17 protein-coding genes and 1 pseudogene are annotated in these 20,760 nt (G+C 71.9%); 11 read left to right on the top strand and 7 right to left on the bottom strand.

The features are described 5' to 3' along the window. The 5 genes from ABD211_RS22350 to ABD211_RS22330 form a co-directional block, all read left to right on the top strand. Window positions 1–1,365: AMP-binding protein (locus tag ABD211_RS22350; RefSeq protein ID WP_344135282.1), on the top strand; the 1,365-nt coding region annotated here is incomplete at its 5' end. A 136-nt stretch (window positions 1,366–1,501) separates the two neighbouring features. Next, window positions 1,502–2,386, top strand: coding sequence for an ABC transporter ATP-binding protein (locus ABD211_RS22345; protein ID WP_344135284.1), 885 nt, complete (start codon window positions 1,502–1,504; stop codon window positions 2,384–2,386). 150 nt (window positions 2,387–2,536) lie between these two features. Further along, entirely contained in the window at window positions 2,537–3,391 is an 855-nt protein-coding gene (locus ABD211_RS22340) for an ABC transporter permease (protein WP_344135279.1), read from the top strand. Further along, window positions 3,388–3,636 (top strand): helix-turn-helix transcriptional regulator, encoded by a 249-nt coding sequence (locus ABD211_RS22335; RefSeq protein WP_344135276.1) that lies wholly within the window; start codon window positions 3,388–3,390, stop codon window positions 3,634–3,636. The genes ABD211_RS22340 and ABD211_RS22335 overlap by 4 nt, the downstream gene beginning before the upstream one ends. A gap of 38 nt (window positions 3,637–3,674) precedes the next feature. Next, complete coding sequence (locus tag ABD211_RS22330; RefSeq protein WP_344135273.1) at window positions 3,675–5,978, top strand: M28 family peptidase; 2,304 nt, start codon at window positions 3,675–3,677, stop codon at window positions 5,976–5,978. Here the strand turns inward: ABD211_RS22330 and ABD211_RS22325 are convergent. After that, the gene (locus tag ABD211_RS22325; RefSeq protein ID WP_344135270.1) at window positions 5,975–6,112 is read right to left on the bottom strand and encodes a hypothetical protein; all 138 of its coding nucleotides are present in this window, start codon (window positions 6,110–6,112) and stop codon (window positions 5,975–5,977) included. The two genes, ABD211_RS22330 and ABD211_RS22325, sit on opposite strands and share 4 nt — an antisense overlap. A gap of 236 nt (window positions 6,113–6,348) precedes the next feature. On the opposite strand from ABD211_RS22325, the gene ABD211_RS22320 reads away from it, so the two are divergent. The 3 genes from ABD211_RS22320 (at window position 6,349) to ABD211_RS22310 (ending at window position 8,391) form a co-directional block, all read left to right on the top strand. Then, window positions 6,349–7,509, top strand: coding sequence for a lytic polysaccharide monooxygenase (locus tag ABD211_RS22320; RefSeq protein WP_344135267.1), 1,161 nt, complete (start codon window positions 6,349–6,351; stop codon window positions 7,507–7,509). A 118-nt stretch (window positions 7,510–7,627) separates the two neighbouring features. Further along, window positions 7,628–8,053: a DUF6325 family protein gene (locus tag ABD211_RS22315; protein ID WP_344135264.1), complete on the top strand. Its 426-nt coding sequence runs from the start codon at window positions 7,628–7,630 to the stop codon at window positions 8,051–8,053. 29 nt (window positions 8,054–8,082) lie between these two features. Next, a complete protein-coding gene (locus tag ABD211_RS22310; RefSeq protein ID WP_344135261.1) occupies window positions 8,083–8,391 on the top strand; it encodes an SHOCT domain-containing protein in 309 nt (102 codons plus the stop codon). A gap of 7 nt (window positions 8,392–8,398) precedes the next feature. Here ABD211_RS22310 and ABD211_RS22305 read toward each other — a convergent pair whose 3' ends face one another. Further along, window positions 8,399–9,292: an alpha/beta fold hydrolase gene (locus ABD211_RS22305; RefSeq protein ID WP_344135258.1), complete on the bottom strand. Its 894-nt coding sequence runs from the start codon at window positions 9,290–9,292 to the stop codon at window positions 8,399–8,401. Window positions 9,293–9,481: 189 nt separating this feature from the next. Beyond that, on the bottom strand, window positions 9,482–10,498 hold the full coding sequence (locus tag ABD211_RS22300) for a KGGVGR-motif variant AAA ATPase (protein WP_425560491.1): 1,017 nt from the start codon (window positions 10,496–10,498) through the stop codon (window positions 9,482–9,484). 207 nt (window positions 10,499–10,705) lie between these two features. Between ABD211_RS22300 and ABD211_RS22295 the strand changes: the two genes are divergently transcribed. Both ABD211_RS22295 and fxsT read left to right on the top strand, forming a co-directional pair. Beyond that, a complete protein-coding gene (locus ABD211_RS22295; RefSeq protein ID WP_344135252.1) occupies window positions 10,706–11,980 on the top strand; it encodes a TIR-like protein FxsC in 1,275 nt (424 codons plus the stop codon). Then, on the top strand, window positions 11,977–15,882 hold the full coding sequence (fxsT, locus tag ABD211_RS22290; RefSeq protein ID WP_344135249.1) for an FxSxx-COOH system tetratricopeptide repeat protein: 3,906 nt from the start codon (window positions 11,977–11,979) through the stop codon (window positions 15,880–15,882). Before ABD211_RS22295 ends, fxsT begins: the two co-directional genes overlap by 4 nt. Here the strand turns inward: fxsT and ABD211_RS22285 are convergent. From ABD211_RS22285 to ABD211_RS22270, 4 genes are all read right to left on the bottom strand, one after another. Continuing rightward, window positions 15,858–17,585 (bottom strand): HEXXH motif domain-containing protein, encoded by a 1,728-nt coding sequence (locus ABD211_RS22285; RefSeq protein ID WP_344135246.1) that lies wholly within the window; start codon window positions 17,583–17,585, stop codon window positions 15,858–15,860. The two genes, fxsT and ABD211_RS22285, sit on opposite strands and share 25 nt — an antisense overlap. Continuing rightward, the gene (locus ABD211_RS22280; RefSeq protein WP_344135243.1) at window positions 17,582–18,781 is read right to left on the bottom strand and encodes an FxsB family cyclophane-forming radical SAM/SPASM peptide maturase; all 1,200 of its coding nucleotides are present in this window, start codon (window positions 18,779–18,781) and stop codon (window positions 17,582–17,584) included. The genes ABD211_RS22285 and ABD211_RS22280 overlap by 4 nt, the downstream gene beginning before the upstream one ends. Before the next feature lie 5 nt (window positions 18,782–18,786). After that, window positions 18,787–18,972 carry a hypothetical protein gene (locus tag ABD211_RS22275; protein WP_344135240.1) on the bottom strand — a complete coding sequence of 62 codons (186 nt, stop codon included), beginning with the start codon at window positions 18,970–18,972 and terminating at the stop codon, window positions 18,787–18,789. 134 nt (window positions 18,973–19,106) lie between these two features. After that, entirely contained in the window at window positions 19,107–19,889 is a 783-nt protein-coding gene (locus ABD211_RS22270) for an AAC(3) family N-acetyltransferase (protein ID WP_344135237.1), read from the bottom strand. Window positions 19,890–20,345: 456 nt separating this feature from the next. Here ABD211_RS22270 and ABD211_RS22265 point away from each other — a divergent pair. Beyond that, window positions 20,346–20,760, top strand: a pseudogene (locus ABD211_RS22265) (hypothetical protein); the annotation flags it as partial.

Genomic DNA, 20,760 nt, shown 5'->3' with positions numbered 1-20,760 from the left:
GCCGCCGGCCCGCGCCGGGGCGTCGCACTCATCGACGACGCCGGCCCGCAGACCCGCGCGGACCTGCTGTCCGCGGCGCGCCGCCTGGCCTCCGGCGCACAGACTCTATGGGGGGTACGCCCCGGCGCGCGCGTCGGCGTGGCGTGCGCGGCGCACCGGGGGTTCGTGACGGCCACCGCCGGGCTCGGCCTGCTCGGCGCCGACGCGGTGCTGATCCCGCCGGACCTGCCGGCCGCCCCGCTCGCCGACCTGCTCGCCGCCCAACGGGTGACCGCCCTGATCCACGACGGCCAGGTCACCGACGCGCCCTGCCCGTCGCTGCCCTGGGCGGATCTCGTCGCCGCCGCCGGGGCCGCACCCGCGACCACGACCGACGGCGCCCCGGTTGGCGGCGGCGGGGCAACACGGAGTCGACGGGGCGGGCGGCTCGTGGTGCTGACGTCGGGGACGACCGGGGCGCCGCGCGGCGTGATCCGCCGGCTGTCGGCGCGTACTCTCCTGGGGCCGGTCAGCACCCACCTGCGGCATGTCGCGCTGCGGCCCGGCGTGCCCCTGATGGTCGCGGCACCCCCGCACCACGGGTACGGACTGACCTACCTCGCGGCGGCGCTGGGCCTGGGCGCGCGCGTCGTGCTGGCCGCCCGGCTCGACCCGGCGGCCACGTGGGCGGCGCTGGCCGAGCACGGGGCCGGCCTGCTCGTCGCGCTGCCCACGCAGCTGTCGCGGCTGTGCGACCAGTCCGGCGAGCCGCCCGCGTCGCTGCGGGCCGTGGTGACCGGCGCCGCGCCCCTGTCGCCCGAGCTGACCGCCCGGCTGCTCGACCGGTTCGGCGACCGGGTCTTCAACCTGTACGGGTCGACGGAGGCGGGCTGGGCGGCCATCGCCACGCCGGCCGACCTGCGGGCGGTGCCAGGCACGGTGGGTCGGGCGCCGCGCGGGATCGCGCTCACGGTGCGCGGCCCCGCCGGCGCGGTGCTCCCGCCCGGTCAGGTTGGCGAGGTGCACGTAGCCGGGTGGGCGGCGCCCGGCAACGCGGTGGCGACCGGCGACCTGGGCCGGTTCGACCGGGCCGGGCGCCTCACCCTCGTCGGGCGCGTCGATGACATGATCATCTCGGGCGGCGAGAACGTGTTCCCCGGCGCGGTCCGCGACATGCTGGCCGGGCACCCCCGGGTGCGCGACGCGGTCGTGGAGCCGGTGGCGGACCCGGAGTTCGGTCAGCTGCTGCGCGCCCGGGTGCGCCTGCGCGACGGGTCCCCGGCGGGTGTCGAGGCCGAGCTGCGGGCCTGGCTGCGGGAGCGGTTGCCACCGCCGCAGCGTCCCCGCGAGATCCTCATCGAACAGCATCCTTGCGACGAAATGTAGTACCTATGCTATCGTCCGTCGCAGAGGTTCGATGGGGAGGAGAAGGTCCGTGACGACACTGGTCGACGCGGGCACGGCGCCCGGCGACGTGGCGCAACCCGCGCCCGACGCCGTGCTCGACGTGCGCGACCTGCGGATGCGCTACGGCACGACGGACGTGCTGCACGGGGTCAGCTTCACCGCCGCACGCGGCGAGGTGCTCGCGCTGCTCGGGCCCAACGGAGCCGGCAAGACCACCACGATCGAGATCCTCGAGGGCTTCCGGATGCGCTCGGCCGGGCACGTGCGCGTGCTCGGCGTCGACCCGGCGCGCGGCGACGAGGCCTGGCGCGCCCGGCTCGGCGTCGTGCTCCAGTCGTGGCGCGACCACGGCAAGTGGCGCGTCCGCGAGCTGCTGGCGCACCTGGGTCGGTCGTACGCGCCGTTCGCGACGCCGGACACGCCCCGGCCGTGGGACCCCGACGAGCTGATCGGCGCGGTCGGCCTCACGGCCCAGGCGCGGCAGCGCATCGGGCGCCTCTCCGGCGGGCAGCGCCGCCGCCTCGACGTCGCCATCGGCATCGTCGGCCGACCCGACCTGCTCTTCCTCGACGAGCCCACGGTCGGCTTCGACCCCGCCGCACGGCGCGAGTTCCACGACCTCGTGCACGACCTCACCGACACCCACGGCACGACGGTTCTGCTCACCACCCACGACCTCGACGAGGCAGAGAAGCTCGCCGACCGGATCCTCGTCCTGGCCGGCGGCCGGATCATCGCCGACGGCTCCGCCGACGAGCTGAGCCGGCGCGTGTCGACCGGCGCCGAGGTGCGCTGGACGCGCGACGGCGAACGGTTCGTCCACGCCAGCGACGACCCGACCCGCTTCGTCCGCGAGCTGTTCGCGCAGTACGGCGAGGCGGTCGGCGACCTGGAGGTGCGCCGGGCCAGCCTGGAGGAGACCTATGTGACCCTTGTCCAGCAGCACGAGGCCGGCCGGGCCGAGTCCGGCGTGCTGGCCTTCCAGGAGGCGACGCGATGAGCGAGCGTCAGCGAGCGAATCATCAGCTCAGGACCTACTCATCGCGACGCCGGAGCGTAGCGGAGGTGTCGAGATGAGCGAGCGTCAGCGAGCGAATCATCAGCTCAGGACCTACTCATCGCGACGCCGGAGCGTAGCGGAGGCGACACGATGAGCGCGATCAGGGCGGCTGCGCGCACGGGAGTGGCCCGGGGCGGCATTGAGCTGCGTCAGACGTTCACCAACGGCCAGGACCTGTGGGGCTACTTCTTCCCCACCGTCCTGCTCATCACGGTCACGTACTTCATGCGCAACAGCACGGTGCCGGGCACCGGCTTCTCGTTGGGCGCCCGCACGCTGCCCAGCGCGCTCGGCATGGGCATCGCGTTCGGCGGCCTGGCCACGCTGGCCATGCAGCTCATCGTCGAACGCGAGGACGGCACGCTGCTGCGCGCGAAGGCCCTCCCGCACGGCATGCTCAGCTACCTCATCGGCAAGATCGTGGTGGTCAGCGGGATGAGCCTGGTCGCGCTCGGCCTGCAGCTGGGCTCGGGCCTGCTGCTCGTCGACGGGCTGAGCGTGCACGGCGTGACGCCGTGGCTCATCCTCGTCGGGATCGTGGCCCTCGGGCTCGTGGCCGTGCTGCCGCTCGGCGCCATCGTCGGGTCGATGTTCACCAACTCACGCAACATGGGCCTGGTCATGCTCCCGCTCATGGGGCTGATCGCGATCTCGGGCATCTTCTACCCCATCGCCAGCTTCCCCGGCTGGCTGCAGGGCCTCGCGCAGGTCTTCCCGGTGTACTGGCTCGGTCTGGGGATGCGCTCCGCACTGCTGCCCGACAGCCTCGCCGCCGTCGAGATCGGGCACTCCTGGCGGCACCTGGAGACGGTCGGCGTGCTCGGCCTGTGGGCGGTCGCCGGCCTGGTCATCGCGCCGGCCGTGCTGCGCCGCATGGCCCGCCGCGAGTCCGGCTCGAGCGTCGCCGAGCGCCGCGAACGGGCTTTGCAAAGATCTCCCCGATGAGCGAGACGATTTTCAACCGGATCGCCGTACTCCGGACGGAGCGCGGCGTGTCCCGTCGGCAGCTCGCCGACGCGCTCGGGGTCCATTACCAGACCGTCGGCTACCTGGAGCGCGGCGAGTTCAGCCCGAGTCTGCACCTCGCCCTGCGCATCGCCCGGTACTTCGAGGTGCCGGTCGAGGTCGTCTTCTCGGACACCCCGTTCCCGCGCATCGGAAGCACGGCCGCCCCGGCTCAGCCTGCCTGACGGTCCCCGTGGGCGTCCGACGGTGCAGGATGTGCCGTGTGGAGCGCACACCTGCCCGCACCGTCGCGGGCCTCGTCACCCTGGCGGCCCTGGCCGCCCTCATTGTCCTGAGCCTCTGGGCCGTGTCGCCGCCCGCGCCCGCCGGCGTCGCCGCGCGGCCCGACCAGTTCAGCGCCGGCCGGGCGTTCGGCCACGTGGAGCGGATCGGCGGGCAGGTGCACGTGGCCGGCAGCCCGGCGGCCGGGCAGGTGCGCGACTACGTCGAGACGACGCTGCGCGGGTCCGGCCTGCGGATCTCGGTCCAGGACACGGTCGGCGCGAGTGACGAACTCGGGCACGGGTACGCGATGGCGCACGTGCGCAACGTCGTGGCCGTGCTGCCGGGCACGGACCCGTCCGGGTCGGTGTTCGCGGTCGCCCACTACGACTCGGTGCAGGTGTCCTACGGCGCCAACGACGACGGGGCCGGGGTGTCCACGCTGCTGGAGGCCGCGCGGATCCTGAGCGCCGGGCCCCGGCCGCGCAACGACATCGTCTTCGTGATCACGGACGCCGAGGAGGCGTGCCTGTGCGGCGCGGAGGCGTTCGTGAGCCAGCACCCCCTCGCCGCCAAGGGCGGTGTGGCGCTCAACTTCGAGGCGCGCGGCGCCAGCGGTCCGGCGATCATGTTCGAGACGGGCGCGGGCAACGCGGGTGTCGTCGGGGTGTACGGCGACGCGGTGCCGTACCCGGTGGCGACGAGCTTCGCGGTCGAGGTGTACCGGATCCTGCCGAACGACACCGACTTCACGCCGTTCCGGGAGGCCGACCGGTTCACCGGCCTGAACACCGCCTACATCGACGGCTCGGCGGTCTACCACACCCCGCAGGACCGGCCGGCGTACCTGGACCGGGCCAGCCTGCAGCACCACGGCGACAACGCCGTGGCCCTGCTGCGTAGTTTCGGCGGCGCCGACCTGGGCGCGCTCGCGAAGCCGTCCGGGCACGACTCGACGTACTTCCCGGTCCTGGGTTACCTGGTGCGCTATCCGGGCACCCTCGTCTGGCCGGTCGCGGTCGTCGCGCTGCTCGCCGTGGGCGCGTTGACCGTCATCGCGCGGCGCCGGCGGGTGGCGACCGTGGGGCGCACGCTGGCGGCGTTCGGGCTCGCGTTCGTGCCGATCATCGCCGCGGTGGTGCTGACCCAGCTGCTGTGGACGCTGCTCGTCGCGATCCGGCCCGGTTACCGGGAGATGATCGATCCGTGGCGGCCCGGGTGGTTCCGGCTCGCGGTGGTCGCGCTGGTCGCGGCCGCGGTGCTGACCTGGTACGGCCTGCTGCGCCGGCGGATCGGGGCGTGGCCGCTCGCGATCGGCGGCCTGGCCGTGCTCGCGGTCCTGGGGCTGGTCCTCGCGGCGGCGACGCCCGGTGGCTCGTACCTCGCGGCGGTGCCGGCACTGGCGGGGGCGGTCGGCGCGACGGTGGCGCTGAGCGTCCGGCAGACGTGGGCGTCCGCGCTGGCGCTCGGGCTGGGCGGGGCCGTCGCCGTGGTCGTGCTCGCCCCGACGGTGCTGCTGTTCTTCCCGGCTCTCGGGCTGGCCACCGGCGCGGCGGCGGCCCTGTTCGCCACCCTGCTGGGCCTGGCGCTGCTGCCGCTGTTCGAGTCGCTGTACCCGGTGGTCGGTGCCACGGGACGTCGGCTGCGGGGCGCGGCGCCGGCGCTCGCCTGCGGCGTACTCACGCTGGTGTTCGTGGTGACAGGGTTGGCGGTGGACCGGTTCGACCTGGCCCACCCCGCACCGCAGCAGCTCATGTACGCGCTGGACACGGACACGGGTCAGGCCCGGTGGGTGAGCACCGACTCGGCGCCCGGCTCCTGGAACAAGGCCTACGTGAGCGGCCGCGAGGACCTGGCGAAGCAGTTCCCGCCGCTGGGCGGGGGCGAGCTGCTGACCGGACAGGCGCAGGCGGCGACGCTGGCCGCGCCGACGGTGACGACCGTGTCGGACACGACGGCCGCGGGGCGGCGCACGCTGAGCCTGACGGTCACGCCACAGCGGACGGTGCGCCTGGTCTACCTCGCGGTCGAGGGCACGCCGGTGGTGTCGGCCACCGTGTCCGGCCGGGAGGTCGCGCCGTCGGCGGTGGGCGACAGTTTCGGGGTGCTGTTCCACGCCCCGCCGGCTGACGGCCTGCGGGTCACGCTCGTGCTCGGCGCGGCGGGTCCGGTCCGGCTGCGGGTCATGGACGGCAGCGACGGGCTGGACGGCCTGCCCGGGTTCACCCCGCGCCCGGCCGGGATCGGCATCCCCGGGTCGCACGACACCGAACTGGTGCTGGTCGCGAAGGGCTACACCCTTTAGGACTTGTCGCCGCTGCCCTGGGCGCAGATCAGCCAGCAGAGCACGATGAGCGCCACGACCAGACCGACGATGATCAGCACCTTGTGCCGGGAGAGGAAGCTCTCCCGGTGCTGCGGTTCCTGCGGACTCGTCACGGGTTGAACGTACCAATAACACCCTATTTGTTCTGCATGTTCTTTGGAAGATTCAGCTGTCGAACGACGGAGGCCAGCGGCGGAACGAGAGGCGCGTTCGCAATCAGTTGACTTGAATATTTCAACCATGTGACTCTCGCCGCAGAGCCGTGGAGGAGCCACGCGGCTGGTGTGCGGCAGGGAGGTCCCTGCCCCGCCATGTCCACCGCAGGGTTCGACCTTCCCCAGGAGGCTCGATGACCACGATCCCCCGTCCCCCACGACTGCTCCGACGCGTGCTCGCCGTTGCCGCGGCGGTGCTGCTGATCGTCACCTTCACCCCCGCCAGCCCGGCCTCGGCGCACGGCTCCATCGTGGACCCGGCGTCGCGCAACTACGGCTGTTGGGCGCGTTGGGGCTCCGACTTCCAGAACCCGAACATGGCCACGCTCGACCCGATGTGCTACCAGGCCTGGCAGTGGAACACCACCGCCATGTGGAACTGGAACGGGCTCTACCGCGAGGGCGTCGCCGGCAACCACCAGGGCGCCATCCCGGACGGCCAGCTGTGCAGCGCCGGGCACACCGGCGACGGCCGGTACAACTCGATGGACGCCATCGGTGACTGGAAGGCCGCCCCGGTCTCCAACAGCTTCTCGGTGAAGCTGTGGGACCAGGCCATGCACGGCGCGGACTACATCCGCGTGTACGTCACCAGACAGGGCTTCAACCCACTCACACAGGCACTCGGCTGGGGCAACCTCGAACTGGTGAACCAGATCGGCAACACCCCCGCCGCGCAGTGGACGCCCGAGTCCGCGGGCGGCGTGTCCATCAGGATCCCGGCGACCGCGTCCGGCCGCACCGGCCGGCACATCGTCTACACGATCTGGCAGGCGAGCCACTCCGACCAGTCGTACTACTTCTGCAGCGACGTGCTGTTCGGTGGTGGCACCACCACGCCCACCTCGGCGGCGCCGACCACCCGCGCCCCGGTCACCACGGCCGCGCCGACGACGCGCGCGCCCGTGACCACCGCGGGTCCGACCACCCGGGCCCCGGTCACCACGGCCGGCCCGACCACCCGCGCGCCGGCGACTACCGGCGGCGGCTCCGCGGGCTGCACCGCGACCTACACGGTCTCGTCGCAGTGGAACGGCGGCTTCGTCGGCTCGGTCAATGTGACAGCCGGCAGTGCTGCCATCAGGGGCTGGCGGGTGACGTGGACGTATGCCAACGGGCAGGCGGTCACGAACTCGTGGAGCGCCACGATCACGCAGAGCGGGTCATCCGTCACCGCGACGAACGCCGCCTACAACGGCAGCCTTTCGGCCGGCGGGACAACCCAGTTCGGGTTCAACGCGACCTGGACGGGCAGCAACTCCGTACCGGCCCTGACCTGCACGGCCACCGCGTAGGTCCCGACCTCGGCGCCCGCGTCGGCCACCCGGACGGCGCGGGCGTCGCCGCGTCTACGGGGTCCGCGTTCTGACCACTTCGGGCCTTAAGAGCTTTTTACCCGAGTACGCTCGCGGTATGAGCCGTGGTCCGGTCGAGTTCGTGGTCGTCGACTTCCCCGGCGAGGTGCCCGGCGCGACGCTCGCGCCGCAGCTGCGATCGCTCGTCGACCAGGGCGTCATCAACGTCATCGACATGCTCTTCATCGCCCGCGACGACGACGGCACGGTGCGGTCGTTCGAGCTGGGCGACCGCGAGGGCGAGGACGACTTCGAGGCCCTCGACGTGGTCGTCCAGGAGATCGACGGGCTGATCGGCGAGCAGGACGTCGCCGACATCGGGGCGGGGCTCGCCCCCGGCCACACCGCGGCCGTGTTCCTGTTCGAACACACCTGGGTGCGCGACATCGGTCGGACGGTGTCCAGCGCGGGCGGCGAGGTGGTGCTGGTCGAGCGCGTGCCGGCACCCGTCGTGTCGGCCGTCGGGGCACTGCGGGCGGGCTGAACCGCCCCGTCACGGAAGAGGTGATGGTCATGCTCAGGCGGCCCGTGGTGGTGCGGCGGGGACCGGGCCTGCTCGGCACCGTCGCCCGCACCGCCGTCATCGCCGGCACCGCGACGGCGACCAGCAACGCCATCACCGCGCACCAGCAGCGCCGGCACGCCGAGTCGGCCGCCGCGCAGCAGGCCGCGTACGAGGGCTACCAGGCGTCGCGGCCGCAGCCGGCCGCAGCCACCGGCGACCTGACCGCCGAACTGGGCAAGCTCGCGGCGCTGCGGGAGTCGGGCGCGCTCACCGAGGAGGAGTTCGCGGCCGCGAAGGCCCGCCTGCTCGGCACCTGACCGCGCGTCAGTCGCCGTCGCGCTGGTGCGGTGCCACAGCCGCGACCCAGGACAGGATCTCCGGGAGGATCTCCACGGCGTTGAAGTGGGCCGCGCCGGGACGCACGTCGATCACCGCGCCGGGGATCTGCCGGGCGAGCCACTGGGCGTGGCTGACGGGCGAGAAGCGGTCGTCGGCGCCGTGCCAGATGCGCACCGGCGACGTGATGGCGCCGAGGTCGAACCCCCAGTCGGCGCGGAACGCGAGGACGTCGTCGAGCCAGCCGAACGGCCCGTCCCGCAGCGCCTCCGTGTACGACTGCGCGAGCTGCCGGCGGATCGCGACGTTGTCCACGACCCGCCGGTCGGCGGCCTCCAGCTCGGTGCGCAGCCCCTCGAACATGCTCTCCGGGTCGACGGCGAGGCTCGCCGCGCGGGAGGTGAGCTCCTTCTTGAGCGCCGGGTAGTCGTTGTCCGCCCAGGTGTAGGCGGCCACGTTGCCGGGTGTCATCCCGTCGTACCAGTTGAGGTCGCGGGCGTTGGCCGGGGCGAGGCTGACCAGGACCGCGGTGCGCACCACCCGCTGCGGCAGCAGTGCCGCGCAGGCCAGCGCGTGCGGGCCACCGCCGGACCGGCCGACGACGGCGAACCGGTCGATGCCCAGCGCGTCGGCGATCGCGGCCACGTCGCGCGCCGCGTCCGCCACGCCCCGCCCGGGGTGGCGGGTCGAGCGGCCGTAGCCGGGCCGGTCGTAGGAGATGAGCAGCACGCCGAGGCGGTACGAGACGCTGCCGCGCGGCTTCGGCCCGCTGCGGCTGCCGGGCGTGCCGTGCATGAGGAACACCGGCATGCCGTCGCGGTTGCCCGAGACCTCGACCATGAGCCGCCGGTCACCGCCGACCGGGACCTCGTGTTGGGACATGCCCGCGGGTATCACCACACCCTCCCGTGACGGACCATCCCGGCTCGGCGGGACGGCCGGGACCGGGAGGTATTTCAAGCGTAGCGATTGGACAGTGGTCACACACCGTCTGCGCGACAAGCTGAATGGGGCTCATCCGAAATGCACGTGCGAATGCGTCAGCGTGCGCGGATGAACGCCATTCCCGCGTCATTCACCGGAGTTTTCATCGTCCCAACTGGACACCCGACGCAGGAACAGGTCCGCCACGCGCGAGCGCGTCACCTCGTCGACCGGGGCGAGCCGGGTCACGCCGCCGGCCGAGACGTACGAGGCCAGCGTTTCGTACGCCGTCAGGAGCGTGCCGGGCTGCCCGGGCGGATCGGCGAAGGTCGCCAGAATCTCCTCGTACGCGTACGGGGGTTGATAGGGCACCTGCATCCGCGACCAGTAAAGGTGGCGTTCCGCCTCGGACATGTCGTTCGGCATGCCGGAAAAGCGTTGCATGGAGACCAGCCGACCCGCCGCCGCGCGCGGGCTGTCGACGGAATCCACCCGCATCGCGACGGGCAGAATCCTGATTTTGCGGGCTTCATATCGCTGCCGCACCTGACGGGTCACCTGCGCAGCGCCGCTGATGCTCTGTTCGCTGAACGTGAAGCAGGCGACCAACACGTCCGGCAGCTGGATGGTGCAGATCTCGGCCACGTCACTCACACCCGTACGACTGTCGATCAGGGTGTAGTCGTAGTTGCGCTTCATGTCGGCGCGCAACGCGTCCAGAAACTGCCCTCCCCCGAGATACTCGTAAAACATCTCCCAGTCAAGACCCTGAATCGAGGACGAGTAGTCGTTGTTCTGCCGACCCGCCGACAGATAGTCCAGAGCGCCGCCCGTGGGAAATTCCCATCGCAACGGAAACGCGTACGTGCCGACCGCGGCGTACCGCTCGTACCAACCGGGCTGCCGGTCGGTGTCCTTCATGGTCGCCCACTCGAATTCGCGGATGAGGTCGATGACGCCACCGGCGTTGGCCAGTTCCTCGGGCCTGATGAACGGGGCGAAGAACCGGTGCAGGCCGGGCGACTCGATGTCCCAGTCCGCGACCAGCACCCGCTTGCCGCTCGCGGCGAGTATCCACGCGACGTTCGCCATGGCCATCGTCCGGCCGGTGCCCCCGTTGTAGGAGTAGAAAGTGACGACCTGCCCTTCGCGATTCCCAGTCATTGGCCGTCTTTCATGATCGGAGCGAACGGCGAGACGAGATCAACCGACCTTAATGGATCACCGGGCCTTCAATTGATCTATCTAGCGGTCCAGATGGAGGAAGACCTCATGTTGAATCCGCCCTTATGCTGATGGCAAGCGACGACGCTGTCGGAGGTTCCCCACGTTTCAAGGTAACGAGTCCCTCCGGCCGCCGGGAGGGGGAGCGTGCTGTATTTCTTCCTGAGTCACGCACGGGAGGACGATCCGCGAAGCGTCATACGATTCTTCAACGATCTGTCCAGTGAAGTGCGTAACTTGGCGGGCGCCGATCCGCATGACACCGTGGGATTCCTCGACGAGCAGAGTCTCTACGTTGGACAACGGTGGCAGCTCGCTTTAGCCGACGCCCTGGCCTCCTGCAAGTGCTTTGTCGCGATGACGTCGCCGCGCTACTTCCGACGTGACTACTGCGGACGCGAGTGGGGCGCGTTCAGCGACCGGTTGGCGGCCTACGAGCGGCAGTGGAAACGGCCAGCGCCCGCGCTGCTGCCGGTGCGCTGGATCCCGATGGCCGTCCCCCATCCGCTCGCCGAGGACATCCAGCTGCACAGCGCCGGCACGGCCGCGTCCTACCTCAAGTACGGCCTGCGCCACATGCTCGACCTGCAACGGTTCCACGACGACTACCAGGAGTTCGTCTTCGACCTCGCGCAACGCATCGTCAACGTGGCCGCCGAGTACGATCTGCCCCCGCCGCGGCGGCCCATCCGGCTGGAGGAGGTGGCCGACGCCTTCACCATCACCTCCACCACCGACGCTCCGCCGCCGGGCCGCCGCCCCGTCAGCGCCGTCGGCCCGGCCCGGCTCTCCACCCGGGCGGTCGTCCACTTCGTGATCGTCGCGGGCACCCGCGAGAGCATGTCGGCCGTACGCCGGAAACTCGAGTACTACGGCGACACGGCGGTCGACTGGGCGCCGTTCCGGCCCGACGTGGACGAGACGCTCGCCGAGTTCGCGAGCCGGGTCGCCGAGGACCGCATGTTCGACTCCGAGGTCACCGACATCAGCCGGCTGGGCGAGTGCCTGGAGCTGGCCAAGCGCCGCAACGACCTGGTGGTCCTGCTCGTCGACGCGTGGTCGCCCGCGCTCGCCGAGCACCAACAGGCGCTGCTCGATTACGACAACCACGACGGCAACACCAGCGCCGTGCTGGTCCCGTTCAACAGCTCCGACGACGAGACGCGCGCGGACGCGACAGAGCTGCAGGTCCGGCTGGCCAGCGTGCTGCCGCGGCACATCGAGCGCCGCGACCGCGTGATGCTGCGCCCGCACATCCCCACGCCCGAACTGTTCAGCACCGACCTGGAGGAGATCCTCGAGGTGGCGCAGAACCGCGTCTTCCGCACCGGCACCGTGAACCCCCAGGTGCCCGACCGGCCCTCGCGCTCCCGGCCGATCCTCGAAGGTCCGACCACCCCCCTGGACGGAGAGCAACCATGAACGCCCAGCCGTCGTCCGAGATCATCACCTTCTACTCGTACAAGGGCGGCACGGGACGCACGATGGCCGTGGCCAACCTTGCCTGGATCATGGCGAGCAACGGCCTGCGCGTCCTCGTCGTGGACTGGGACCTGGAGTCCCCCGGCCTGCACCGCTACTTCCACCCGTTCCTGCGCGACAAGGAGCTGCGCGCCACGCCCGGCGTCATCGACCTGGTCCGCGACTACGCGGCGGCCACGATGCTGCCGGCCAGCGACGTGGGCGTTGACCTGATCGCCCACCACGCACGTGTGCTGCGCAACGCCGTCTCGCTGGAGTGGCAGTTCGACGGCAAGGGCGTCATCGACTTCCTGGCCGCGGGTCGCCAGGACCGGTCGTACTCGCTGACGGTCAGCACGTTCGACTGGGCGAACTTCTTCGACCGTCAGGGCGGCGTGGCGTTCCTGCGCGCCCTGCGCGACGACATGCTGGCCAACTACGACTACGTCCTCATCGACAGCCGGACGGGCCTGAGCGACGCGGCGGGCATCTGCACGGTCGTGCTCCCCGACACGGTCGTCGACTGCTTCACCATGAGCACGCAGAGCGTGCAGGGCGCGGCGGCGGTCGCGCACTCGATCCGCAAGCAGCGCCACGACGAGCCGATCCGCATCCTGCCCGTCCCGATGCGGGTCGAGGACGGCGAGCAGCTCAAGCTGGAGGCCGGCCGCGACTACGCCCGGCGGCTGTTCGAGCCGTTCCTCGCCGACCTGCTGCCCGACAACCGCGACCGGTACTGGGGCGACGTCGAGATCCCGTACCGGCCGTTCTACGCGTACGAGGAGATCCTTGCCTTTTTCGGGGATCCGCCGCACCAGCACAACTCGCTGCTGGCCGCGTTCGAGCGGCTCACGTCCGTGGTGACCCGGGGTCGCGTGTCGCAGGCCCCGCCCATCGGCGAGGGCGACCGGCGCCTGCTGCTGGCCGAGTTCGAGCGCATCCGCGCGCCGCTGACCACGGACGTGCTGATCAGCTACGCCTCGGTCGACCGGATGTGGGCGGAGTGGGTCGCCGGCGAGCTCGACGACGCGGGCCTCAAGGTGCACCTCATGGCCGTCGACTACACCCAGGGCGCGGTCGGCGCCGGGGATATCGAGCGGGAGCTGGGCAAGGCCAACCGGGTGATCGTGCTGCTGTCCGACGACTACCACAAGGTGCCGCAGGCGGTGGAGGTGTGGCGGCTGGCGACCCGGCAGGGCGCGCCGGGGGCGCCGCGCTCGATGATCCCGATCCGGCTGGACACCGTCCGGCTGCCCCTGCCGTTCACCGACCGGCCGGCCATCGAGTTGGCGGTGCTGTCAGAGGAGCGGGCCCGCTCCGAGCTGCGCGAGGTCTTCGCGCTGCCGCTGTCGCCCCCTGACGAGCGCGACGGCGACGGAACCCGGCGGCGGCCGCGCTTCCCGTCCACGCCGCCGCCGGTGTGGAACGTGCAGCCCCGCAACGCGACGTTCATCGGCCGTGGCGTCGCGCTCGAGGCGCTGCGCGACCGGCTCGCGGCGAGCCCGACGGTCGTGGCACCACAGGCCCTCGTCGGCCTCGGCGGTGTCGGCAAGACCCAGGTCGCCCTGGAGTACGCCCACCGGTTCAAGGCCGACTACGACGTGGTGTGGTGGATCTCCGCCGAGCAGCCGGCCACCGCCCGGTCGGACCTGTTCGAGCTCGCGGTCGCGCTCGGCGTGGCCCGCGAGAGCACTGTCGACAGCGTGCGGGCCGTGCTGGAGGCGCTGCGCCAGGGCCAGCCGTACCGGCGCTGGCTGCTCATCTACGACAACGCGGACAACCCCGAGGACCTGCGCGACCTGATGCCGCAGGGCACCGGGCACGTGCTGCTGACCTCGCGCAACCAGCTCTGGGCGAGCCAGACCAAGGCGGTCGAGGTCGGCGTCTTCGAACGGGCCGAGAGCGTCGCGTTCCTGCGCCAGCAGGTGACCGGCCTGACCGACGCCGACGCCGACCTGCTCTCGGAGAACCTCGGCGACCTGCCGCTCGTGCTCGAGCAGGCGGCGGCGTGGCTGGTCGCCACCGGCATGGCGGTGCAGCGCTACATCGAGCTGCTCACCATCGAGCCGGCGGACCTGCTCGACCAGGACCGGCCGTCGGCCTACCCGAGAACCGCGACCGCCACCTGGCGCATCTCGCTGCGGCGCCTGCGCGAGCAGATGCCGGCCGCCGCCAAGGTGCTCGAGGTGTGCGCGTTCTTCGCGCCGGAGCCGATCCCGCTGTCGCTGCTGTCCAACGACCGGTTCCGCGCGATCCTCACGCCCATCGACCCCAACCTCCGGCTGCCGATCATGCAGGGCAGCCTGACCAGGGCGATCCGGCGGTTCGCCCTGGCGCGCATCGACGTGAGCCGCAACAGCCTGCTCATCCACCGGCTGGTGCAGGCCATCATCCGCGACCAGCTCAGCCCCGACGACACCGTCATCACCCGGGAGCAGGCGTACGAGGTGCTGGCCGCGGCCAACCCGGTGGCCACCGACGACCCGTCGAAGTGGCCGGCGTTCGCCGAGCTCTCGCCGCACCTGAGCATGGCCGGGCTGTTCACGTCCGGGTCCGAGCCCGTCCGCCAGCTGATCATCGACATGGTCCGCTACCGGTACCGTCGGTACGACTTCTCCGGCAGCGCCGAGCTGGCGACCGCGGCCATCACGGAGTGGACCGAGCTGTTCGGCGAGAACGACCTGCTCACCCTGCACCTGCGGTTCCATCTCGCGAACGCGCTGCGGTCGCAGTCGCAGTACCGGACCTCGCTGCAGATCAACGAGGACGTGTACGCCCGCCTGCGCGAGGTCGCCGGCCCGGACCACCTCTACACGCTCATGGCCGCCGGTGGCCTGGCCGCCGACCGGCGGGCGCACGGCGACTTCGCCATCGCCCGCGACCTGGACGTGGACACGGCCGCCCGGTTCCGCGACCAGTTCGGCGACGACGAGTACCGGTCCCTCATGGCGATCAACAACCTCGCCGTGTCGTACCGGATGGTCGGCGACTACCAGGCCGCCGCCGACCTGGACAGCGACACCTACCAGCGCCGCCTCGACACGCTCGGCCCGCGCCACCCGTACACCCTGTTCTCGGCCTGCAACTGGGGCAGTGACCTTCGGGAGGTCGGCGAGTTCGAGCGGTCCCGGACGGTGCTGGAGGCCACGCTGCGCGTCTACCGCGAGGTCATCGGCGAGGACCAGACCGACACCCTGCGCACCGCGCGCAACCTGGCGGTGACCCTGCGCCGGCTCGGCGACTTCGACCAGGCCCACGAGCTGGGCCGGGACACGCTCACCCGGTACGCCCGGGTGCTGGGCGCCGACCACCAGGACGCGATGCTGTGCGAGATGACGGTCGCCTCGACGTACGCGGGCGTCGGCAACGACCACGAAGCCCGGCGCGGTGCGGAGATCCTCCTGGCCAGGATGCAGCGGCTGCTCGACGAGGAGCACGTGCTGACCAAGGTGTGCCGGCACAACCTGGCCATCTACAAGCTCAAGACCGGCGACGCGGCCGAGTCGGTGGGCGACGCGGCGGCGGTGCACCAGCGCTTCCGCGAGACCCTGGGCGCTGAGCACCCCTACACGCTCAGCGCCGCGCTCAGCCACGCCAACCACCTGTGGGCGGTCGGTTCGCGGGTGGCCGCCCGGGAGCTGGACGAGGCGACGTACCCGGTGTTCCGCAAGGTGCTCGGCGACCGTCACCCGGACACCCTGAACGCGGCGATCAACCTGGCGATCAGCCGCGACGGGGCCGACCCGGCGTTCGACGCCGTGGTGGCCGACATGATCCGGTCGTTCGCGGACCGGCACCCGCGCGTGCAGAACGCGCTCGAGATGCGTCGCAGCAACCCCTACATCGAGCCGCCGTCGCCGTGACGGTCGGGCGCCAGCCCGCCGGCCAGCCACGCGGCCACGTCGTCCGGGGCGGTCGACGCGACCCGACCGCCCAGGTACAGCGCGCGCACCAGCTCCGGCCGCGCGGCCAGCGCCGTCGCGGCCGGTTCGACGCCGGTGCGCCGCAGCGCCGCCGCGAGCCCCACCCAGGGCTCGTCGGCGGTGGGGTCCACGGAGATCTGCGTGCGGTAGCTCGCCGCCGCCGCGGCGAAGTCTCCGCCGACGTACGCGCGGTCGCCGTCGGTCAGGTGGCCCTCGATCCGACCGCCGGCCAGGAGGCGTTGGCGGATGCGCTCGGACAGGCCGCGGTGGCGGGCCGGGGCCGGTGCCGCCGTGGCCACCGCCGGCGCCGCCACGGGCGGGCAGTGGGCACCCGAGCGCAGCTCGCCGACCAGGCGCTCGACCTCGTCGGGCGCGGGCCGCCGGTTGCGCAGGCGCCAGCGCACCGCGTTGACGTCGGCCATCTCGCGGACCGTCCCGGACACCTCGGCGGGGACCGGCTCTGCCGCCCAGTCGTCGACCCGCGTCGCGAGCGCGCCGACGAACCGCTCACCCGCCGCGGTCAGCTCGCCGGAGCCCAGCAGCGTACGGGCGGCGCGCGCGGTGAGCTCGCGCCAGTACGCGAACTCGAAGTCGGCGTGGGCCCGGTCGACGCCGGGCGAGTGCCGGTGCACGCGCCAGAAGTCCGTCACCCCCAGGTGCGCGAACGTGCCCTGCAGCAGGGCGGGCACGGGGCGCGGGTCGAGCCGCCAGGGCGCGTCGTGGCGCGCCTCGCCGTTCGTCACGCACAGCGGCACCAGGTCGTAGACCGCGCCCAGGGTCATGTGCTGCTGCTCGTGGATGAGCAGCAGGGCCATCGTCGCCGGGTCCGGCGGCACACACACCGCCACCATGCCGTACGCGAGCTGCGACGCCGCGCTGACCGCGCTGCGGTCGTCGGCCGCGACCACCGGCGCGACCGCGCGCATGGTGGCACCGATGATCCCGGCGTACGCGGGAAAGTCGCGGGTCAGGATGTCCCACGCGCCGGCCAGCGTCGCCGCGACGGTCCGCTGCGCGTCGGCGTCGAGCAGCCCCACGGGCGGCAGCCCGAAGCACGTCCGGTACGGGTCCTGGTCCTCGAGTTCCACCGCCCACGACGGGTCCGTGCCCAGCCGGAGCGTGGTCACGGGCGACCACCCGTCGCCGCCGATCCGCACGGTGGCGTCCACGCCGACCACCGTCGCACCGTTTGGGCCGCCGCGCACGACCGCCTCCCCCGCGCCGAGGCCGTGCGCCGTGCCGAGGCCGGGCAGGTGCACCGCGCCGTGCGGGGCCGCCAGGGGCAGGTCGAACGCCAGGCCGGCCCGGATCGCGGCGGCGGCCGCGATGTTGTCCAGGAACCGCAGGTGTCCGCCGGCGTCCCCGCCGGCCGGGGTGCGCAGGCACTCGATCGCCCACACGTTGACCAGCGGGCGCCCGAGCACCTGGTTGACGACGCCCGGTGCGCTCGCGTCGATGGCGCCGAGCAGGTCGAACGCGTCCGACACGGCGGCGTCCGTGGCCGCCCGGCGGACGGCGATCAGCAGCAGTCGCCGCTTGGACAGCTGGCCCATCCGCAGGAGGTCGAGCGTCGCCGCGTCCGGCGTCGTGGCGACGATCGCGTCGAGCTGCGCCGGCGAGAGCGTCAGGGGCGTGGCCGTCACCGGGCCCCCTGTCCGCTCACGGCGAGCCGGGCGTGCAGATCGGCGGTGACCCGCGCGCGGATGTGCGCGACGAGCAGGTACAGGTCGGCGCAGAAGACCGACGGTCGGGTGAAGCCCTCCCCGGCCGCGAAGCGGTGCGCGCGCAGGCCACCGCCGCAGACGGTGACGAGGTCGCAGGCCTTGCAGGTGGGGCCGAGCGAGGCCAGGCCGGCCCGGGCCGGCGAGACGGCGGGGTGGCCGACGACCTCGTCGATCGTGGCGGTGAAGACGCTCAGGCCGGTCGCGGCACCGTCGGGGCTGGTCGTCTTGAGCGCGTCGTTGCCCTCGTAGGCGCCGTCGCTCTCCACCACGATGGAGGCCGGGATGCCGGGGCCGATCGCCTCGGTGTCGCTGGCGCCGCCGAGGATCAGGTCGATGATCGAGGTGAACAGCCGGATGCCCGTCTCGCGGCGCGGCGCGTCGTACCACCGGTCGAAGATGGCGATGAGCCAGTCGCCGTACGGGGTGGGCTGGTCGGGCCCGGGGCCGCGGCCGGCGAGGCCCGGCGGCGGGAAGGTCCAGTTGCCGTGCGGCAGCAGCAGGTCGACCCGCGGCGGTCGGTGCGCCAGCAGGCTCTCGTAGGTGTCGATGGGGTCGTTGGCCACATCGACGGTGCACAGCAGCCCGCCGTAGATGGCGTGGTTCTCGGGGCGGGCCAGCCGGTCGATCCCGCGCACGACCTCGTCGTAGCTGCTGCGGCCGTTGGCGTAGCGCCGGTGACGGTCGTTCGCCGATCGATTGCCGTCTATACTTATGCCGACCCGCACGTCGTAGCGGCGGAACAGCCGCAGAAAGTCGTCGTCGAGCAGGATGCCGTTGGTCTGGATGCCGAAGGCGACGCGGACGGCCCCGCCCGCCGCCGCGCGGAAGGCGCGCAGCGCGTGCTCCACGCCGTCGACGCCGGCGAGCAGCGGCTCGCCGCCGTGCAGGACGATCCGGACGCGGTCGAGGCGGTGAGCGGTGGCGTGCTCGGCCATGCGGGCCGCGACCCGGTCGACCGTCGCCGCGGCCATCGTCACCGGCCGCGACCGCCAGTGCTGGTCGGCCGCTTCGTACATATAGCAGTGGTCACAGCTCAGGTTGCACCGTTCGTGGAGCTTGACAACCAGTTCGCTGATGGGACTGCCGCTGTATTCTTCGGCCGACCACTCCGCCATGAACGTCAGATGTGGGAGTTGAAGGCGGACACAGCGGCGTGCGCGTTTTCCCCCGCGGGCTCCGTCACCCGGCGCAACGCCTCGTCGAGCTGCTGATCACTGCCCCGATCCCAGAGTTCACGCAGAGTGTCGACGCTCATGTCGACCAGCCCGACCATGCCGCTCTCGGCGGGCCGCTCACGACTTTCCATGTCTGTACCTTCTCCTGTGTCGTTATATGTTGGGCTCCGCCAACCCAGATCGCGCCAGGCCACGTCGGGCCTGGCGCTCAATTGATCTTTGCCCTGCGGCATGGCGGGCGGCATGAGGATCTCACTATCTCCGGCTATTGTCCACGGTGGACCTTAAGCCACGCGTAGGCGTATTCAATAGCTGGCCGGGCCCGAAAAATCCGACTTTCGGCCCCACCAACGGACCCGACCTCCACCTCGTCCGTCTCGGCTTCAAACGCCTTGCCAAGATCGCCGAAGTCGACATCCGTCAGCTTGATTCCGGGGTATTCAATCCACTCGCGGCCGGTGCCCTTTTTTTGAACCGCGCAGTAATTCATCCGGCGCGGCGGGTCCGGCAACCGGTACTCCGCGAGATGGAAGGACGTGCATACGGCCATGCCCACGCCGAGGAGCAGGATCCGCGCGTCCGCCTCCTCCAACCGGGCCAGCGGCGAGTGCTCGCCGAGCGGCGAGGTCAACCGGTGGTCGGCCATCAGTTCCTCGGCGCGCGCCCCGACCGCGGCGAACGAGGTCTGCGGGTGGTCGCTGCGTCGCGCGCCCGGCCACGTCCTGACCTGCTCCGCGATAACCCCCATGCGGTGCGACGGCGTGATGGCGGGATCGAAGGCGGGCAGGTTCGCGCGGATGGCGGGCCAGTCCGCCTCATCGACCGCGGGATCCGACCACAGCGACGGGTCCCGGTTGTTGGCCGTCTGCGCGGGGACCACGAGGGTGCCATTCTCGCCCAGCACGTCCAGCAGCGCCTGCACCACCGCGACGGCACCGCCGCAGACCCAGCCGAGCGAACTCAGGGAGGTATGGGCCAGCACCGTATCGCCGGGTCGTACACCCAGGCGACGCAGATCCGCGCCGAGCGACTCCCTTGTCCGCACCATCTTTGCTTACCACTTACTGGGACGCGACGAAGACGCAACACGCATATCCGATCCCTTTTGGCCAAGAAACGCAGGACACAATCACCCACAGGCGGTACACGACGAGAGGAACGTACGTTCTACCGCCGGCGGTGCGGCGCGTTCTCCACGCGCGAACCAATCGTTAAGACTCAATGTCTACCCGAAAAGTGTTGAGCGCGTTTCACAGCGATGGCAAGTTAGCAATCCGGAAAGGACAGCGCTATCCCCGGGCGGGCGGTGTCACCTGTCCGGACGCGTCGCGCGGCATCGTTCGCGCGGCCGCGTCACTGAACGTAACCGGAACACGGCGTGAAACCTTGCCGCATCCGCGCTGGTAGCCGGCCCGACCGTACAGGTCGGCGCGGGTGGGGCGGCAGAAGGTGACCGGTACTCGCTATATTGCCGGCTCCACGTCCGTGATGATGGGAGCCACCCGTGTCCGAGGAGCCGCTACCCGCGGGCGAACCGTCCCCCCAGGACGAACCGACCGCCCCGGCGCCCGCGAAGAAGGCCGCCGCGAAGAAGGCCGCCGCGAGGAAGGCACCCGCCCGCAAGGCGACCCCCGCCGCCACGCCGAGCGACGCCCCGACGGCCGACGCCGCCGCCACGCCCACCGACGCTACCGCTGCCACCGATCCCAGCAGCGCCGCTGAGCCCGCCGCCACGCCCGCCAGGAAGGCCGCGCCGCGCAAGACCACGACCGCGAAGGCCACCCCCGCGAAGGCAACCGCCGCCAAGGCCACGCCTGCCAGGAAGGCGGCACCGACCAAGAAGACGGCGCCCGCGAAGAAGACCACCGCGGCGGTCGCCGCCGACGTGAGCGAATCCGTGGTCGAGGCGACGCCACCTG

It is taken from the genome of Luedemannella flava, from assembly GCF_039528515.1.
GTDB lineage: Bacteria > Actinomycetota > Actinomycetes > Mycobacteriales > Micromonosporaceae > Luedemannella > Luedemannella flava.
This window is presented reverse-complemented; position numbering and strand designations above follow the sequence as displayed.

What these genes read in the sequence shown, in the direction of transcription:
- ABD211_RS22345 (WP_344135284.1), top strand. Translation starts at nt 1,502, where the DNA reads ATGCGCTACGGCACGACGGACGTGCTGCACGGGGTCAGCTTCACCGCC.
- ABD211_RS22340 (WP_344135279.1), top strand. Translation starts at nt 2,537, where the DNA reads ATGAGCGCGATCAGGGCGGCTGCGCGCACGGGAGTGGCCCGGGGCGGC.
- ABD211_RS22335 (WP_344135276.1), top strand. Translation starts at nt 3,388, where the DNA reads ATGAGCGAGACGATTTTCAACCGGATCGCCGTACTCCGGACGGAGCGC.
- ABD211_RS22320 (WP_344135267.1), top strand. Translation starts at nt 6,349, where the DNA reads ATGACCACGATCCCCCGTCCCCCACGACTGCTCCGACGCGTGCTCGCC.
- ABD211_RS22315 (WP_344135264.1), top strand. Translation starts at nt 7,628, where the DNA reads ATGAGCCGTGGTCCGGTCGAGTTCGTGGTCGTCGACTTCCCCGGCGAG.
- ABD211_RS22310 (WP_344135261.1), top strand. Translation starts at nt 8,083, where the DNA reads ATGCTCAGGCGGCCCGTGGTGGTGCGGCGGGGACCGGGCCTGCTCGGC.
- ABD211_RS22305 (WP_344135258.1), bottom strand. Translation starts at nt 9,292, where the DNA reads ATGTCCCAACACGAGGTCCCGGTCGGCGGTGACCGGCGGCTCATGGTC.
- ABD211_RS22300 (WP_425560491.1), bottom strand. Translation starts at nt 10,498, where the DNA reads ATGACTGGGAATCGCGAAGGGCAGGTCGTCACTTTCTACTCCTACAAC.
- fxsT (WP_344135249.1), top strand. Translation starts at nt 11,977, where the DNA reads ATGAACGCCCAGCCGTCGTCCGAGATCATCACCTTCTACTCGTACAAG.
- ABD211_RS22280 (WP_344135243.1), bottom strand. Translation starts at nt 18,781, where the DNA reads ATGGCGGAGTGGTCGGCCGAAGAATACAGCGGCAGTCCCATCAGCGAA.
- ABD211_RS22275 (WP_344135240.1), bottom strand. Translation starts at nt 18,972, where the DNA reads ATGGAAAGTCGTGAGCGGCCCGCCGAGAGCGGCATGGTCGGGCTGGTC.
- ABD211_RS22270 (WP_344135237.1), bottom strand. Translation starts at nt 19,889, where the DNA reads ATGGTGCGGACAAGGGAGTCGCTCGGCGCGGATCTGCGTCGCCTGGGT.